Source organism: Ruegeria sp. BC8, assembly GCF_056535705.1.
This window is the reverse complement of sequence record NZ_JBQFIV010000001.1, coordinates 551,988-568,720: the sequence shown is the minus strand read 5'-3', so window position 1 is coordinate 568,720 and position 16,733 is coordinate 551,988. Positions and strand designations below refer to the sequence as shown.

The 16,733-nt window shown below is 62.9% G+C and carries 16 protein-coding genes; 3 read left to right on the top strand and 13 right to left on the bottom strand.

Annotation, left to right across the window (positions count from 1 at the left end; genetic code table 11):
* Positions 1-42: 42 nt before the first annotated feature.
* Positions 43-1,458, bottom strand: a complete 1,416-nt coding sequence (locus tag ACR3EK_RS03020) for an aminotransferase class V-fold PLP-dependent enzyme (protein ID WP_170404904.1) — start codon at positions 1,456-1,458, stop codon at positions 43-45.
* A 102-nt stretch (positions 1,459-1,560) separates the two neighbouring features.
* Here ACR3EK_RS03020 and ACR3EK_RS03015 point away from each other — a divergent pair, with 102 nt between their 5' ends.
* Positions 1,561-2,022, top strand: coding sequence for an Lrp/AsnC family transcriptional regulator (locus ACR3EK_RS03015; protein ID WP_170357109.1), 462 nt, complete (start codon positions 1,561-1,563; stop codon positions 2,020-2,022).
* A gap of 67 nt (positions 2,023-2,089) precedes the next feature.
* On the opposite strand, the gene rpsD is transcribed toward ACR3EK_RS03015, so the two are convergent.
* From rpsD to ACR3EK_RS03000, 3 genes are all read right to left on the bottom strand, one after another.
* Positions 2,090-2,710 carry a 30S ribosomal protein S4 gene (gene rpsD, locus ACR3EK_RS03010; protein ID WP_170357108.1) on the bottom strand — a complete coding sequence of 207 codons (621 nt, stop codon included), beginning with the start codon at positions 2,708-2,710 and terminating at the stop codon, positions 2,090-2,092.
* Between the two features lie 196 nt (positions 2,711-2,906).
* Positions 2,907-3,284 carry a hypothetical protein gene (locus tag ACR3EK_RS03005; protein ID WP_480632646.1) on the bottom strand — a complete coding sequence of 126 codons (378 nt, stop codon included), beginning with the start codon at positions 3,282-3,284 and terminating at the stop codon, positions 2,907-2,909.
* Between the two features lie 294 nt (positions 3,285-3,578).
* Positions 3,579-5,861, bottom strand: a complete 2,283-nt coding sequence (locus tag ACR3EK_RS03000; protein WP_480632645.1) for an adenosylcobalamin-dependent ribonucleoside-diphosphate reductase — start codon at positions 5,859-5,861, stop codon at positions 3,579-3,581.
* A 129-nt stretch (positions 5,862-5,990) separates the two neighbouring features.
* Between ACR3EK_RS03000 and ACR3EK_RS02995 the strand changes: the two genes are divergently transcribed.
* Positions 5,991-6,422 (top strand): DUF1489 family protein, encoded by a 432-nt coding sequence (locus ACR3EK_RS02995; RefSeq protein WP_480632644.1) that lies wholly within the window; start codon positions 5,991-5,993, stop codon positions 6,420-6,422.
* 2 nt (positions 6,423-6,424) lie between these two features.
* On the opposite strand, the gene hisG is transcribed toward ACR3EK_RS02995, so the two are convergent.
* From hisG to hisS, 3 genes are read right to left on the bottom strand one after another with little or no spacing between them, the layout of a single operon-like run.
* Positions 6,425-7,114, bottom strand: a complete 690-nt coding sequence (gene hisG, locus ACR3EK_RS02990) for an ATP phosphoribosyltransferase (protein ID WP_170364873.1) — start codon at positions 7,112-7,114, stop codon at positions 6,425-6,427.
* Positions 7,111-8,199, bottom strand: coding sequence for an ATP phosphoribosyltransferase regulatory subunit (locus ACR3EK_RS02985; RefSeq protein WP_480632643.1), 1,089 nt, complete (start codon positions 8,197-8,199; stop codon positions 7,111-7,113). The genes hisG and ACR3EK_RS02985 overlap by 4 nt, the downstream gene beginning before the upstream one ends.
* A gap of 3 nt (positions 8,200-8,202) precedes the next feature.
* On the bottom strand, positions 8,203-9,690 hold the full coding sequence (gene hisS, locus ACR3EK_RS02980) for a histidine--tRNA ligase (RefSeq protein ID WP_170390872.1): 1,488 nt from the start codon (positions 9,688-9,690) through the stop codon (positions 8,203-8,205).
* Between the two features lie 128 nt (positions 9,691-9,818).
* Here hisS and ACR3EK_RS02975 point away from each other — a divergent pair, with 128 nt between their 5' ends.
* Positions 9,819-10,013, top strand: coding sequence for a SlyX family protein (locus ACR3EK_RS02975; RefSeq protein WP_093964614.1), 195 nt, complete (start codon positions 9,819-9,821; stop codon positions 10,011-10,013).
* A gap of 9 nt (positions 10,014-10,022) precedes the next feature.
* Here the strand turns inward: ACR3EK_RS02975 and ACR3EK_RS02970 are convergent, their stop codons facing one another.
* The 6 genes from ACR3EK_RS02970 to ACR3EK_RS02945 all read right to left on the bottom strand — a co-directional run bounded on the left by ACR3EK_RS02970 (position 10,023) and on the right by ACR3EK_RS02945 (position 16,656).
* Positions 10,023-10,388, bottom strand: coding sequence for a hypothetical protein (locus ACR3EK_RS02970; protein WP_480632642.1), 366 nt, complete (start codon positions 10,386-10,388; stop codon positions 10,023-10,025).
* A gap of 41 nt (positions 10,389-10,429) precedes the next feature.
* Entirely contained in the window at positions 10,430-10,567 is a 138-nt protein-coding gene (locus ACR3EK_RS02965) for a YMGG-like glycine zipper-containing protein (protein ID WP_480632641.1), read from the bottom strand.
* A gap of 166 nt (positions 10,568-10,733) precedes the next feature.
* Complete coding sequence (locus ACR3EK_RS02960) at positions 10,734-11,255, bottom strand: thioesterase family protein (protein WP_480632640.1); 522 nt, start codon at positions 11,253-11,255, stop codon at positions 10,734-10,736.
* Positions 11,252-12,040 (bottom strand): cyclase family protein, encoded by a 789-nt coding sequence (locus ACR3EK_RS02955; RefSeq protein ID WP_170357098.1) that lies wholly within the window; start codon positions 12,038-12,040, stop codon positions 11,252-11,254. The genes ACR3EK_RS02960 and ACR3EK_RS02955 overlap by 4 nt, the downstream gene beginning before the upstream one ends.
* Before the next feature lie 117 nt (positions 12,041-12,157).
* Positions 12,158-14,941 (bottom strand): formate dehydrogenase subunit alpha, encoded by a 2,784-nt coding sequence (gene fdhF, locus ACR3EK_RS02950; RefSeq protein WP_480632639.1) that lies wholly within the window; start codon positions 14,939-14,941, stop codon positions 12,158-12,160.
* Positions 14,942-14,952: 11 nt separating this feature from the next.
* On the bottom strand, positions 14,953-16,656 hold the full coding sequence (locus tag ACR3EK_RS02945; protein ID WP_480632638.1) for an NAD(P)H-dependent oxidoreductase subunit E: 1,704 nt from the start codon (positions 16,654-16,656) through the stop codon (positions 14,953-14,955).
* Positions 16,657-16,733: the final 77 nt, after the last annotated feature.

Below are 16,733 nucleotides of genomic sequence, written 5' to 3'. Positions count from 1 at the left end.
CCTCATACAGGTCTCAAGGCCTTGGGAAAAGCGGCAATTCCGTCACGCCGCCTTGAAGCGGGCGGTTGCCGGATCGGCGGCGTAGAACGGGGCGTATTCCTGCGTACGGCGCGACAGGTCATTGACGCTATCGATGATGAACTGAACCGTGTCCTCGGTCATCATGTACGAGAAGTTCAGCCGCACCCAACCCGGTTTCTTCATCTCTTCTCCGGCCGACAACGCCGCGTGCAGCGCCTCTGAGGCCGCCTTGTCGATGCCCAGCAGCCGATGCGCATAGGGGCCCGCGCAGGCACACCCGCCGCGCGCCTGAATGCCGTAGATGTCGCTGAGCATCCGTGTGAACAGCTGTTGGTGTACCGGCTGCCCGGTGTTGTCGCGCACCAGGAAGGAAAAGATCGGCAGGCGGTGAGGATGGTCCACCCCCAGCAGGGTCAGGTTCGGGTTGTCACGCCACCCATCCAGCGCCATGCGGTTGTACAGCGCCTCGCGCCGGGCGATCTCGTCGGTACCCACGGCATCCTTGACGATAAAGGCCAGCGCCGCGCGGATATCTCCGATCACGTTCGGGGTTCCGGCCTCTTCGCGGGTGGCCAGATCGGTGCTGTAGTCGTGGCGCCAGGGCGAAACGAAGCTGACCGTGCCCCCGCCCGGCCAACTAGGACAGGTGCGGCGCACGGCGCCCCGGTTCACGATCAGAACGCCCGAAGCCCCCGGCCCGCCCGGAAACTTGTGCGGAGACACGACGATGGCATCCTTGCGCGCATCGTCCGGCCCCATATCCATCGGCAGGTAGGGCCCGCCCCCGGCATAATCCCAGACCGCGCGCGCCCCGTGCCGTTTCAGCAGCCGCGTCACCGGATCAGGGTCGGTGATCACGCCCGTGACATTCGACGCCGCCGAGAATGACCCGATCACCAGATCCGAATCCGAATGCTCGATCAGCGTCTGTTCCAGCACCGCCATGTCCGGCCCGCCCTCGGGGCCTTCGGGGATCTCGATGACCTGCGCCTTGCTCTCGCGCCAGGGCAGGATGTTCGAATGGTGCTCGTACGGACCAATCAAGACAACCGGCCGGTCAGCCTCTTGCACTCCCATCAAACTGACCAGCCGGTTGAGCCCCGCAGTGGCACCGGACCCGGTGAAGATCACCGCGTCATCTCCCCTCGCGCCAACGATGCGGGCTATTTCCGCGCGCGCCTCGCGGCGCAGTCGCGTCATGTAGGAACCGCAATAGGAGGCCTCGGTGTGGCTGTTCGCATAGAAAGGCAACACATGCTGGGCCACAAAATCCTCGACCTGCCGCAATGCGCGGCCCGAGGCAACGTAGTCCGCGTACACAAGCGGCACGTCCCCATGCAGACCCGGGATCAGAACGTTCTCTCCGATCAGCCCGTCGCGCAGGGTCGAATTGTGAGTGGCGGCTTGGATTTCTGCACGAAAATGGGACAGGGTCATGTCATTGGCTCCATATTGCACTTCCAATATGATCTACTTGAGCCGAGTAAACTTCACCTATCTTTGCTTGAATTATAAGAATTTTGGGTCATATGATCTGAAATGAATGAAAAGATAGATCAAATTGACAAGCGCCTCCTGCGCGAACTGCAAAAGGACGCAACCCTTTCCCAGCGCGAACTGGCCGAGCGAGTCGGCCTGTCGCAAAACGCCTGCTGGCGGCGGTTGAAGGCGCTGAACGATGCAGGCGTCCTGACAGGGTCGACAGCTCGGATCATGCGCGAAAAACTGGGGCTGAACCTGGTGGTCTTCGTGATGCTGCGCACGCGTCACCACTCGGCCGAGTGGCTGCAGGCCTTTCGCAGCCATGTCCTGACCATTCCGGAAGTCGTGGATTTCCACCGTATCGGCGGCGACTACGACTATCAGCTACGGGTCGTGACACAGGATATGGCGACCTATGACAAAGTCTATCAGCGCCTGATCGAGAAGGTCGAACTGGACAGCGTGACCTCGTATTTCGCGATGGAGGCGATCGCAGAAGACCGCCCTTTGCCGATCTGAGTGCTTGCCATGAAAAAGGGCCGCACCTTCGCAGGTACGGCCCGTTTTCTAAAACTGTCTGCGAAGATCAGTTCTTCGCGTAGAATTCGACGACCAGGTTCGGTTCCATCATGACCGGGTACGGCACGTCGCCCAGCGACGGGGTGCGCACGAAGGTCGCGGTCATCTTCGAGTGGTCGACTTCCAGGTAATCCGGAACATCACGCTCGGCCAGGCCAACGGCTTCCAGAACGACGGCCAGTTGCTTGGACTTGTCGCGGACCTCGATCACGTCGCCTTCCTTGACGCGGTAGCTGGGGATGTTGACCCGCTTGCCGTTCACTTTGACGTGGCCGTGGTTCACGAACTGACGTGCGGCGAACACGGTCGGCACGAACTTGGCGCGGTAGACGACAGCGTCCAGACGGCGCTCCAGCAGGCCGATCAGATTTTCACCGGTGTCGCCCTTCACACGCTCGGCTTCGGCGTAGATGCGGCGGAACTGCTTCTCGGTCAGGTCGCCGTAGTAGCCTTTCAGCTTCTGCTTGGCGCGCAGCTGAAGGCCAAAGTCCGACAGCTTGCCCTTGCGGCGCTGGCCGTGCTGGCCGGGGCCGTATTCACGACGGTTGACCGGGGATTTCGGACGACCCCAGATGTTTTCGCCCATCCGGCGGTCGATTTTGTACTTGGCAGACGTGCGTTTGGTCACGGCTGATCTCCTTCGTTAGGTCGAGGCCCCGCGGGGCCACTATGAAGGGCGTTGTCCTCTTGAGGTTTCCCCCATGACAGGCATCCCCTTGCGGGGGCCACCAACACCAATGAAGCCGCGCTTATATCTGCGAACAGACCAGAGTCAACACGCGGCGATGCGCGGACGAAAAAATAGTTCCTAAGGAATGGGCCGTCTATTCAGCGGCGGTCGCAGCCAAATGCGGCGCAAGAACCAACGTTTGCTCCGTCGACCTGCGATGCGTTGGGAAGGAAACGACATTGCCTGCATCCGACTGGCTTGCGTGGGCATATTCTTCGACGGCGCACACCCAGAATTCCTGACCCCGCGCGGGGCAGCCATTTTGGAACAGAAAAACTGCGTCTTTCTGACCCTCGACCAACGTCAACTCGGCCTCGTAGGTCTGCGCCCCATTCGTCAATGAGACAACCGCAAGCGTGGCGACCGGCTTCAGCGTTGCGGCTTCGGGGCCATGCCCGGCCAGCGCCATCAACGCCTGATCATGTCCAGTCTGAACGGAATATTCCGCGCTACAGTCCGGCAAGCGTGTCATGCACCCATGCCACGACCAAGACGCTCCAATGGCCAAATCTGCCACAGGCGCTGCTTCAAGCCCGTCAATTTCCGTCTGGGACCAAAATACTGCTACGCGACCGTTATACCCGGCTGTCATCTGCCCGCCCGACCTTTCAAACTCATCACCCCGTACACTAGCGGTGTATCAACGATGAATCCGGCGGAAAAGAGACGGAATTGCAGCTTTCACGAGAATGTTGCCGGAGAGTCAAATCAAATTGAGACTCCGGCGAAACACAATACAACTTTAACGACAGTTATGTGGCACTCGTCAACCGCATTTCGAGTGTCCGCAGCTGCGGCAGGTCATGCAGCCCTCGATCATCACCATGTCATACTGGCCGCAGGACGGGCAGGCCTTGCCGCGTGGGGCATCCATGTTGACCACCTGCGCCTGCGGGTCTGACTTCAACCCCATCCCTTCCCCCTCAAGGAACCCGATCGCGATCATGTGCTGCTCGATCACGCCGCCGATGGCCGCCAGGATCGAGGGGATGTACTTGCCCTGCACCCAGGCCCCGCCGCGCGGGTCGAACACGGCCTTCAGTTCCTCGACCACGAAAGACACGTCGCCCCCGCGCCGGAACACGGCCGAGATCATCCGCGTCAACGCCAGCGTCCAAGCGTAATGCTCCATGTTCTTCGAGTTGATGAACACCTCGAACGGACGCCGTCGGCCACCGATGACGATGTCGTTGATCGTCAGATAGATCGCGTGCTCGCTGTCGGGCCATTTCAACTTGTAGGTCGACCCTTCCAGCGACTGCGGGCGGTCCAGCGGTTCGGACATGTAGATCACGTCGCCGCCTTCCACCTCGTGTGGCGCGTCGGCGCTCTCGCCCGGCACCTTGTCGTCGCTTTCCGAAACGGTCAGAACCGAACCCGTCACGTCGTTCGGGCGATAGGTGGTGCAGCCCTTGCAGCCCATATCCCAGGCCTGCATGTACACGTCCTTGAAGGCATCGAACGAGATGTCCTCGGGGCAGTTGATCGTCTTCGAGATCGAGCTGTCGATCCATTTTTGGGCCGCTGCCTGCATCTTGACATGCTCGGCCGGGGTCAGGGTCTGTGCGTTCACGAAATAGTCGGGCAGTTCGACGTCGCCGAACTTGTCGCGCCACATCTGCACGGCATAGTCCACCACCTCTTCCTCGGTGCGCGACCCGTCCTTCTGCAGCACCTTGCGGGTGTAGGCATAGGCAAAGACCGGCTCGATCCCTGACGACACGTTGCCCGCATAGAGCGAAATCGTCCCGGTTGGTGCGATCGAGGTCAGCAGAGCATTGCGGATCCCATGCTCGCGGATGGCCTCGCGCACATCGTCATCCATCTGCTGCATGGTGCCGCTGGCCAGGTATTTCTCGGCATCGAACAGGGGAAACGCCCCTTTTTCCTTGGCCAAATCCACCGACGCCAGATACGCGGCGCGGGCGATCGCGTGCAACCAGCGCTCGGTCTGACGTGCCGCCTCGTCCGAGCCATAGCGCAGGCCCAGCATCAACAGCGCATCCGCCAGCCCGGTCACGCCCAGACCGATACGGCGTTTGGCCTGCGCCTCGGCGGCCTGCTGCGGCAGCGGGAATTTCGAGGCGTCCACCACGTTGTCCATCATGCGAACGGCCGTGGCGACAAGCTCCTGCAATGCCACCTCGTCCAGATGGGCCGCGTCTTCGAACGGTGCCGATACCAGCCGGGCCAGATTGATCGAACCCAACAGGCAGGCGCCGTAGGGCGGAAGGGGCTGCTCGCCGCACGGGTTGGTGGCGGCGATGGTCTCGGCATAGCTCAGGTTGTTGGCCTGGTTGATCCGGTCGATGAAGATCACGCCCGGCTCGGCATAGTCATAGGTGGCCTGCATGATCTTGTTCCACAGATCGCGGGCCTGCACCGTGTGATAGACCTTGCCGTCAAAGATCAGATCCCACGAAGAATCGGCCTTGACCGCCTCCATGAAGGCATCGGTCACCAGCACCGACATGTTGAACATGCGCAGGCGGGCCGGGTCGGATTTGGCGGTGATGAACTGTTCAATATCCGGATGGTCGCAGCGCATCGTCGCCATCATCGCGCCCCGACGCGAGCCCGCCGACATGATCGTGCGGCACATCGCGTCCCATACATCCATGAACGACAGCGGCCCCGAGGCGTCGGCGGCCACCCCATGCACATCTGCGCCGCGCGGCCGGATGGTCGAGAAATCATAGCCGATCCCCCCGCCCTGCTGCATGGTCAGCGCGGCCTCTCTCAGCATGTCGAAAATGCCACCCATGCTGTCAGGGATCGTGCCCATGACGAAACAGTTGAACAGGGTCACCTGCCGCGCGGTACCCGCTCCGGCCGTGATGCGCCCGGCGGGCAGGTATTTGAAGTCCTCAAGCGCCTCGTAGAACTTCTGTTCCCAATGCGCGGGGTCCTTTTCCACCCGTGCCAGATCGCGCGCAATCCGCCGCCACGTATCCTCGACCGACTTGTCGATCGGCGTGCCATCCGCCTTCTTGAAGCGGTATTTCATGTCCCAGATCTGCTCGGCGATGGAGGCGGCAAAGCGGCTCATTGGTGATTCCCTGTCTTGAAAGAGGCATCCAGATTAGACCAAACCAGCGTCGAACCACAACAGCTTGATAGCGCGCAACGGTAGGCTACAATATAAAGATAGTTCGTGGGACGACTCTGTGGGAAAGCTGTGGATAAGTACATCAACCTCGTGAAACTCTCGGTCGGGTCCGAGAGCGTGGACAGCCTGATCGCCTGGCAGGACAGCTATCGCCGGCGGTTCGCGGACGGCCTGCCCCGCCACATCACCCGCATGTGGCCCAAGCGCGAGGCCGAGATTCTGAACGGCGGATCGATCTTCTGGGTCATCAAGGGTGTCATACAGTGCCGCCAGCGCATCTTGCGGCTGGACGAGGTGACAGGAGAGGACGGCATCCGCCGCTGCGCCATCGTGCTGGACCCGCAGGTCCACCGCACCCAGGGCGCGCAGAAACGGCCGTTTCAGGGCTGGCGCTATCTGAAACCCGAAGACAGCCCCGCAGACCTGCCCGAAAGCCGCGCGCAGGACGACGCCCTGCCCGAGGATCTGAACCGTTCGTTGGCTGAAATCGGCGTGCTCTGACCTCAGCCCAGACGGCGCATCACTTCTGCCAAGGCGGCCTTTTCCGCGGAGCCGTACTCCGCAACCCGGCTGCGCCACAAAGTGGCCTGCGATTGCAGGATCAATCCATCTGACAGAATCTTGAGGTGGTTGGCGCGCAGGGTCTCGCCGGTCGAGGTGATGTCGGCAATCGCCTCGGCGGTTTCGTTCATCACCGTGCCCTCGGTCGCCCCCTGGCTGTCGACCAGCGTATAATCGGCAACCCCGGAATCGGTCAGGAACTCGCGCACCAGACGGTGGTACTTGGTGGCGATCCGCAGGCGGTGTCCGTGCGTGGCCCGAAAGGCGGCGGCGGCGGCGTCCAGGTCATCCAGCGTCTCGACATCGACCCAGCAGGCCGGAACCGCAATCACCAGATCGGCCTGGCCAAAGCCCAGCGGTGCGATTTCTTCGACCTGCTGTTCCCAGCGCGGCAATTTCTCGTGTACTAGGTCGGTGCCTGTCACGCCCAGGTGAATACGGCCAGCGGCCAGTTCGCGCGGGATCTCTCCGGCCGACAGCAGGATCAGCGAGACATCCTCGATCCCGTCTACCTTGCCTGCGTATTCCCGGTCGGACCCGGCGCGCGACAGCTCGATACCGTGGCGGGCGAACCAGGCAAAGGTTTTCTCCATCAGCCGCCCCTTGGACGGCACGCCCAGCTTCAGGGTCATTGGCCCGCCTCCTCGATTTCCAGCATCAGGTCGGGGCGCAGCACTCCACCCACCGCCGGGATCTCGGCCCCGTTGCCCAGCCGCCGCGTCAGCGCGTCATAGCGCCCGCCGGTGGCGATGGGCGGCAGGTCGGGGCGGCGCTCGGCGTAGAAGCCGAAGACGAACCCGTCGTAATATTCCATCGAGGTGCGCCCATACGAGGCCTCGAAATCCAGCTTGCTGACATCGACGCCACGCGCCTGCAGGGCGGCGATCCGCGCCTCGAGCCGGTCCAGCGCGGGGGTGATCTGGGGCAGATCGACCGCGATGTCGCGCAGATGCTCCAGCGCATAGGGCATGGTCTCGCGCACGCCCAGCAACGAATCCAGCCCGGCCATCTCCGTATCGGAAATCGGCGGTGTGTCACGGTCGGCGCGCAGGGCGTCGATGCGGGCGGCGATCTCGGCCGGTCGGCGCTTGCCGATCATCGGCGCGTCGCAGGCCATCGGGTCGTCCGCCTCAAGCAACGCGGCGCGGTGGTCCGGCTCGGGCTTGCGGCCCGCGAACCGGTCGAGCAGAGACCGGAACCGGCGCGGACGCCACAGATGGCGCATCAGCGCGGCCTTGCGTTGGTCGGAGGTGCGCAGGCCTTGTACGGCTGCGGTCAGAATGCCGATGTCGCCGGTCGCCGCGCGCAGCGGCAGGCCCCGCAATTGCAGGGCAAACAGCGAGAACACCTCGGCATCGGCCCCTGCCGGATCGTCGCGGTCAAAAACCTCATAGCCCACCTGGATGTATTCATTGGCGCGGTCGGGGTCGTGTTCCTGACGGCGGAACACCTCGCCCGAATAGGTATAGCGGGCCGGTTCGGCCCCGTCGCGCATGTGCATCTGCACCACCGGCAGGGTGAAATCCGGGCGCAGCATCTGTTCGCCGCGCAGCGCGTCCGAGGTGACATAGGCGCGCGCGCGGATATCCTCGCCGTAAAGGTCCAGCAGCGTCTCGGCCGATTGCAGCAGCGGCGTGTCGACGACCTGCGCCCCGGCGGCCTCGAAAAGCACGCGCATCATCGCGGCCCGGGCCTGGATCTGGGATCGGTTGGGCATGGCTCAGTCCTGACTGTCCAGAATCTCGCGCACCTTGGCGACCAGATCGCCGCGCGGCACCTCGAACTGGCTGGGGCGTTCCTTCCATTCCTCGAGCGTGGCGCTCTCGGCGATCTTGGCACCCAGGATCAGGTCCTTGATCTGAACCACGCCGCGGTCCTTCTCGTCCCCGCCCTCGATCACCGCGACGGGCGAGTTCCGCTTGTCCGCGTATTTCAGTTGATTGCCGAAATTCTTGGGGTTGCCCAGGTAGACCTCGGCGCGGATGCCGGCATTGCGCAGTTCGGCCACCATGGCTTGATAGTCGGCCATGCGGTCCCGGTCCATCACGGTCACGACGACCGGCCCGGTGTCATGCGACTTGATCCGCCCTTTTTCGCGCAGCGCGGCCAACAACCGGTCGACCCCGATCGAGATACCCGTCGCGGGCACTTCCTGTCCGGTGAAACGCTTCACCAGATCATCATAGCGCCCGCCGCCCGAGACCGACCCGAACTGCCTCTTGCGGCCCTTTTCGTCGAAGATCTCGAAGGTCAGCTCGGCCTCGTAGACTGGACCGGTGTAGTATCCCAGCCCTCGCACGACCGAGGGGTCGATCTGGATGCGATCGGCGCCATAACCGCCCGCGGCTAGCAATTCGCCGATCTGTTCCAGTTCCGAGATGCCTTCGGCGCCGATCTTGCTGTCGCCCACGGCCGCGCGCAGGTTAGCCAGCGTTCCGGCGGCGTCATCAGCCTTGGATGTCAGGAAGGCGATCACCGGCTCGGCCTGATCGTCGGACAGGCCCACACCATCGATGAACGCGCCCGAGGCGTCCAGCCGGCCCTTGGTCAGCAATTCGCGCACGCCCTGCTCGCCCACCTTGTCGAACTTGTCGATGGTGCGCAGAACGTCATCGCGCGCCGCCGCGTCCGTGCTGAGGCCCATGGCCTCGAGCACGCCGTTCAGGACCTTGCGGTTGTTGACCCGCACCACATAGTCGCCGCGCGGGATGCCCACGGTCTCCAGCGTGTCGGAAAGCATGGCGCAGATTTCGGCATCGGCGGCCATACTAGCCGTACCCACAGTATCCGCATCACACTGATAGAACTGGCGATACCGCCCCGGCCCCGGCTTTTCGTTGCGCCAGACCGGCCCCATCGCATAGCGGCGATAGGGCGTGGGCAGGTCGTTGCGGTGCTGGGCATAGACCCGGGCCAAAGGTGCTGTCAGATCATAGCGCAACGCCATCCAGTCGCCGTTGCCGCCCTCGTCAAACTCCTGCCAGGCGAACACGCCTTCGTTCGGGCGATCGACGTCGGGCAGAAATTTGCCCAGCGCCTCGACCGTTTCCACGGCGCTGCTTTCCAGCGCGTCAAACCCATAGCGATGATAGACGTCCGCAATCGTCCGCAGCATCTCGGTGCGCTGCGTGACTTCCTGGCCGAAATAGTCGCGGAACCCTTTCGGCGTGACGGCCTTGGGGCGGGGCTGTTTCTTGGGCTTGGCCATGTGGGGCGTCCTTGGGATTTCATCACTTGCGCGCGCGGTCTATCCCATGGTCTGGGTCGGGGCAAGCCAGCGCTGGCATTGCGCGCGCCACAGCGGTATGACCGCACCAGATCACAGGAGCCCCAGCGATGCAGCATCTGGAAGAAAAAATTGCCCATCTGACCCGCACCGTGGATGACCTGAGTATGGTGGTCGCCAAGCAGCAGGACGAGATCGATCGCCTGACCCGCCACGTCGCGATGCTGATGCAGCGCGAAGCCGAACGTGCGCAGGAAGGATCCGGCGGGGTCATTCTGGGCGACGAGCGCCCACCGCACTATTGAGCCCGACCCCTACAGCCCAAGCGTTGATCTAACGGCATCGTCGACGACACCACCCAACAGGGCATCCTCATCGCCTGCGCAACCTGCGGTCAACGCTGAAAGAAAAGCCTCACGTAGCTTGGCCTTTTCTTCGTCCGAGGATGCAAACTCTTCGATATCAACCTGACGGTTGTAGAGCGAAAGAGCGGTCATCTTTCTGACGACGTCGAAAACGTATTCATCATTCCCATCAGCCTCTTCGATGACCGAAGCGCAGGTGTGGTACATCAGCGGAAGCGCGTCTTGCGCCATCTGGTCGGCGGCCTCGTCCGCCGTGCCGATGGAAGGGAGAAGGATCAAGCCGGCCAGAACCGGTTTGAAATCAAGCAGTCGCATCAGGGCTCCTTTCTGATGGCGGTCAGTCATGGACACCCCCGTCACTTGCGGTTTGCCCCAATGATGGCACCGACAACCGCACCTGCGGCCGCGCCTTTGCCATCTCCAATCAACGCTCCGACGCCGGCGCCGATCAGGGCGCCCTTCAGCGCGTCTTCTTCCTTCTTCTTCTCCGCCAAAGCGGCTGACGCAGGCAAGACGATCAGCGATGCCGCCAATATACAGGCTGGCGCCTGTGCGCATTTCCTCAAGATCCACATTTGGTTGCCCTCCCGTGACCAAGCTCGAACCGGGTGGTCAGCGTAACCCGCTCCTGGAATTCTGGCAACAAAGGCCACTCTCAGGCTATTTGCGCCGAATGCCGATTGGTCTGCCGATCTGCGGCTCGGGGGGCAATGCGGCATGGTCGGACACCATTCGCGCCAGCCGCACCGCAGCCCAGTCCGGGTAGGGTTCCGACCGGCCTGTTGTGTGGCTGACATTCATGAACAGCGCCTCTTGGGTGGCACAGACCACGCCATCCTCGGCCGACACCATCTGCGCAAAATAGTGACCGCGCTTGTGATCGGCGTCCAGCATCCGAAACCGGAAAACCAATGCCTCGCCCTCGCGAACCTCGCGCAGGAAATGCAGATGCGACTGCAGGATGTACGGCCCCTGCTCCAGCGCCGCGACCTGCGGTTCGCCCAAGCCCAGATGATCGACCAGCAGCCGTTCAAAGGCCAGATCGAACACCACGCCATAATACCCCACATTCATGTGACCGTTATAGTCGATCCAGTCGGGCCGGACCGTGAAACCGGTGATTTCGACCGGTGCGGGGTACGGGCCGTCATGGCCTCCCAAAAGCTCGTTTTCCCGGGTCATTCGTCGTCTTCCTCCTCGAAGATCGCCACCGCGCGGATGAACCCGGCCGAGGCGCCCTTGATCTTGAACGGAAAGCACGAGATCTCGAACCCCGTGGGCGGCAGGCTTTCCAGATTGGTCAGCTTCTCCATGTGGCAATAGCCGATCTCCATCGACGCGCGATGCCCCTCCCAGATGATCGAGGGGTCATGGGTTTCCGCGTATTCCTGCGCGGTCAGCGGAAAGGGCGCGTCCCAGCTCCAGGCGTCGGTGCCAGTCACGCGCACGCCGCGCTCGGTCAGGTACAGCGTGGCCTCGCGCCCCATCCCGCAGCCTTTCATCAGGTAATCCGGCTGGCCATAACAGGTGCCGGCCGAGGTGTTGACCACGACGATATCCAGCGGTCGCAGGTCATGCCCGATCCGCTTCAGCTCGGCTGCGACATCGGCGGCGGTGACGACGTAGCCATCCTCGAAATGCCGGAAATCCAGCTTCACGCCCGGGTTCATGCACCACTCCAGCGGCACCTCGTCGATGGTGATCGCCCGCTCGCCCCGGTTCATGGTCGAGTGGTGATGGTACGGCGCGTCCAAGTGGGTGCCGTTATGGGTGGCGATCTGCAGCCGTTCGATGGCCCAGCCCTCGCCGCCGGGCAGGTCCTCCTTCTTCAGGCCGGGGAAAAAGGCCATCACCTGCTCGGCCGTCTGGTCGTGGCTCATGTATTCGATCTGCGGCAGCATGATCGGCGGGTCCGACACGATGCCAGTTTCCAGCGGGACGGACAGATCGACGAAACGGCGGGCCATGAACTCTTCCGGGATTGCGCGGCCCAAGGGTTGGCTGGCTGCAAGCATCTGTCAAGCCAAGAAAAAGGCGGGCACGCTGGCCCGCCTTTCCAGACTTTTGGTGAGTGGTGGCAGTCGTTACTCGGCCGCGATGGCGTCCTCGATCTTTTCAACACGGATGGCCGAGAACTTGAACTCGGGGATTTTGCCATAGGGGTCGATGGCCGGGTTCGTCAGGATGTTCGCCGCCGCCTCGACATAGGCGAAGGGGATGAACACCATGTCCTCGGCGATCGCCCGGTCGGCACGCACCATGATCTCGATCGAGCCGCGCCGGGTGGTCAGACGCACCATCTCGCCGGGTTCGATCCCCATCAGCTTGAGCGTACGCGGGTTCATCGAACAGTTCGCCTCGGGTTCGACCGCGTCCAGAACCTTGGCACGACGGGTCATGGACCCGGTGTGCCAGTGTTCCAGCTGCCGCCCTGTAGTGGCGATCATGGGGAATTCCTCGTCCGGGGCCTCATCCGGGGGGATGATGCTGGCCGGAGTGAACTTCGCACGGCCATCCGGGCGCGGGAAGCCGTCGCCGAACACGATGGACTGGCCCGGATCGGTCTCGGACAGCGACGGATAGGTGATGCTCTCGGTCTCGAGCCGCTCCCAGGTGATGTTGTCCAGCGAAGCCATCGTCAGCTTCATCTCGTTGAACACCTGCGAGACATCCTTGTAATCCCAGTTCAGCCCGATGCGCTGCGCCAGATCGACGGTGATCGCCCAGTCCTCGCGCGCCTGGCCCGGCGGCGGCACCGCAGGGCGCACGCGCTGCACCTGACGGTTGGTGTTCGACACCGTGCCGTTCTTTTCATACAGCGCCGAGGCCGGCAGGATGATGTCGGCATAGTTCGCCGTCTCGGTCAGGAAGATGTCCTGCACGATCATCAGGTCCAGCTTGGCCAGCGCCTCGCGGGCGTGGTGCACGTCGGGGTCGGACATGGCCGGGTTTTCGCCCAGGATGTACATGCCTTTGATCTTGCCCGCATAGGCGTGGTCGATGATCTCGGTCACGGTCAGGCCCTTCTCGTTCGAGAAGTCGCCCGAGTTCCAGACCTGACTGAACTTGGCGCGCACGGCGTCGTCGGTGACCGACTGGTAGTCGGGCAGGAACATCGGGATCAGGCCTGCGTCCGAGGCCCCCTGCACGTTGTTCTGCCCCCGCAGCGGGTGCAGACCCGCGCCGGGCTTGCCCACATTGCCCGTCATCAGCGCCAGCGAGATCAGACAGCGCGAATTATCGGTGCCGTGGATATGCTGGCTGACGCCCATGCCCCAGAAGATTAGGCCCGCATTCGCATTGGCGAAAATCCGGGCCACGCGGCGCAGCTGATCGGGTTCGATCCCGCAGATCGGTGCCATCTTCTCGGGGGTGAACTGGCGCAGGTGCTCCTTCTCGGCCTCCCAGTTCTCGGTCCAGCGGTGGATGTACTGGCTGTCATACAGCTCTTCCTCGACGATCACGTTCATGATCGCGTTCAGCATCGAGACATCGGCACCGGGCCGGAACTGCAGCATCTCGGTCGCGAATTTGCGCATGCCCACGCCGCGCGGGTCCATCACGATCAGCTTGCCGCCGCGCTTAGCGAACTGCTTGAAATAGGTGGCTGCGACGGGGTGGTTCTCGATCGGGTTGGCGCCGATGATGATGGCCACATCGGCGTTCTCGATCTCGTTGAAGGTCGCGGTTACCGCGCCCGAGCCCACGTTCTCGATCAGCGCCGCCACCGACGAGGCGTGGCACAGCCGCGTGCAGTGGTCCACGTTGTTGTGGCCAAAGCCCTGCCGGATGAACTTCTGGAACAGATAGGCCTCTTCGTTGGTGCATTTGGCCGAGCCAAAGCCCGCCACGCTGCGCGGATCTTCATCCCGCAACTCCATCAGCCCCTTGGCGGCCAGATCCAGCGCCTCGTCCCAGGTCGCCTCGCGGAAATGGGTGCTCCAGTCGGCGGGATCGACGTTCAGGCGCTTCGGCGGCGCATCATCGCGCCGGATCAGCGGCTTGGTCAGGCGGTGCGGGTGGTGGATATAGTCGAACCCGAACCGGCCCTTGACGCACAGGCGGCCTTCGTTGGCGGGACCGTTGATGCCCTCGACATATTTGACCTTGCCGTCCTTGACCTTGAGGCTGACCTTGCAGCCCACGCCGCAGAAGGGGCAGACGCTTTCGGTCTCGCTGTCGTAGTCTTTGCTGTCGCCGCGCTGCTGGTCGTCCAGCACGGTGGCCGGCATCAGCGCGCCGGTCGGGCAGGCCTGAACGCATTCGCCGCAGGCGACGCAGGTCGACTCGCCCATCGGGTCGTTCTGGTCAAACACCACCTGCGCGGTGTGCCCGCGACCGGCCATGCCGATCACGTCATTCACCTGCACCTCGCGGCAGGCGCGGACGCAGAGGTTGCAGTTGATACAGGCATCCAGATTGACCCGCATCGCCACATGGCTGTCATCCAGCAGTGGGATCTTCTCGGGCTCTTTCGCCGGAAAGCGGCTGTCGCTGACATCGTTCAGCTTGGCCATGTCCCAGAAATGGCTGGATGCATCGTGCGGCTGCTCGGGCTGATCGGCCACCAGCAGCTCCATCACCAGCGCGCGGGATTTCTCGGCGCGGTCGGTGTCGGTTTTCACCACCATCCCCTCGGCCACCGGGCGGATGCACGAGGCGACCAGCGTACGCTCGCCCTCGACCTCGACCATGCAGGCGCGGCAGTTGCCGTCGGGGCGATAGCCCGGCGCGGGCTTATGGCACAGGTGCGGGATGACCAGACCCTTGCCGTTGGCCGCTTCCCAGATCGTGGTGCCCTCGGGCACCGTCACGTCTTCGCCGTTCAGGTTGAAGGTGACGGTCTTGGTTTCGCTTGCATCAAGCATGGCTGTCTCCCTCAGATCTCATTGGCGAAGTGTTTCATGACCAGGCGGATCGGGTTCGGGGCCGCCTGCCCCAGACCGCAGATCGAGGCATCGCCCATCACCTGGCACAGATCTTCCAGCAGGTCGGTATCCCACTTCTCGGCCTGCATCAGCTTGACCGCCTTTTCGCAGCCCGCCCGGCAGGGCGTGCACTGGCCACAGCTTTCGTCCTCGAAGAACCGCAGCATGTTCAGCGCCGCATCGCGGGCCGTGTCCTGATCGGACAGAACCACAACCGCAGCAGACCCGATGAAGGTGCCCAGCGGCTGTAGGGTGTCAAAGTCGAGCGGGACGTCGTCGATGCTGGAGGGGAGAAGACCTGACGACGGCCCGCCCGGTTGATACGCCTTGAACACATAACCTTCGGCCATGCCCCCGGCTGCATCAATCACGTCAAGAATGGTCGACCCTGCCGGCAGCAGGTAGACGCCGGGTTTCGCCACCCGGCCCGAGACCGAGTAGCTGCGCAGGCCCTTGCGGCCATTCTTTTCAACCGAATTCAGGATTTCCGGGCCTTCCCGGCAGATCTTGGACACCCAGTAGAGCGTCTCGACATTGTGGACCAGCGTCGGGCGGCCGAATACGCCGACCTGCGCCACGAAAGGCGGGCGGTGACGCGGTAGGCCCTTTTTGCCCTCAATCGATTCGATCATCGCGGATTCTTCGCCGCAGATGTAAGCGCCCGCGCCGCGGCGCAGGTCGATGTAATCTTTCTCGACGATCCCGGCCTGTTCCAGCGCCGCAATCTCGCGCCGCAGGATTTCCAGCACCGCCGGATATTCGTCGCGCATGTAGATGAAGCATGTCTGTGCCTCGACTGCCCATGCGGCGATCAGCATGCCTTCGAGAAAAACATGCGGCGTGCGTTCCAGATAGTAGCGATCCTTGAAGGTGCCCGGTTCGCCCTCGTCGCCGTTCACGGCCAGGTAACGCGGGCCGTCATTCATGCGGACAAAGCCCCATTTCTTGCCCGACGGGAAACCGGCGCCGCCCAAACCGCGCAGCCCCGAGGCCAGAACCTGTTCCTGAACCGCTTCCCAGTCTCCGCCCTCGCGCAGTTCTTTCAGCTTGGCGTAACCGCCGTTTTCGACATAGGTCGCGAAGGTCTCATACTCGGCCAGATGCGCATGGGTGTCGCCCGCCGTGATGGCGGCCTGCACCTTTTCAGGGGTCGCGTGGTCGATATGGTTGTGCCCGATTTCCAGCACCGGCGCAGTGTCGCAACGACCCATGCAGGGAGCACGCAGAACGCGCACTTCGGACGGGTCCAGCCCGTCCTCCAGCGCCTTCTTCAGCTGTTGCGCGCCTGCCATTTCACAGGACAGGGAATCGCAGACGCGGATCGTCAAGGCCGGGGGAGGAGTTTCACCCTCTTTCACCACGTCGAAATGGGCATAGAAAGTCGCGGTCTCGTAGATCTCGGCCTGCCCGATCCGCATCTCGACGGCCAACGCGGCGATGTGGTCGGAACTGATATGGCCGTGCGTGTCCTGGATCAGGTGCAGAAACTCGATCAGCAGGTCGCGGCGGCGCGGACGGTCGCCCAGCAGGCGCTGAATCTCGGCCTGCGCCTCGTCTGTGAATTGTCGGCCCTTGGGCGTGTGCCGCCCCTTGCCTTTACCTGACTTCCAGACGCCTTTTGGCGCGCCTGATGGCTTGGTATCCAATGGTGCCATGATGCCCTCCGATCGAGCCTCGTCTCTCATCAGAGTAGCATATCGTCAAATCGCAAAAACCAATGACACGATAACGA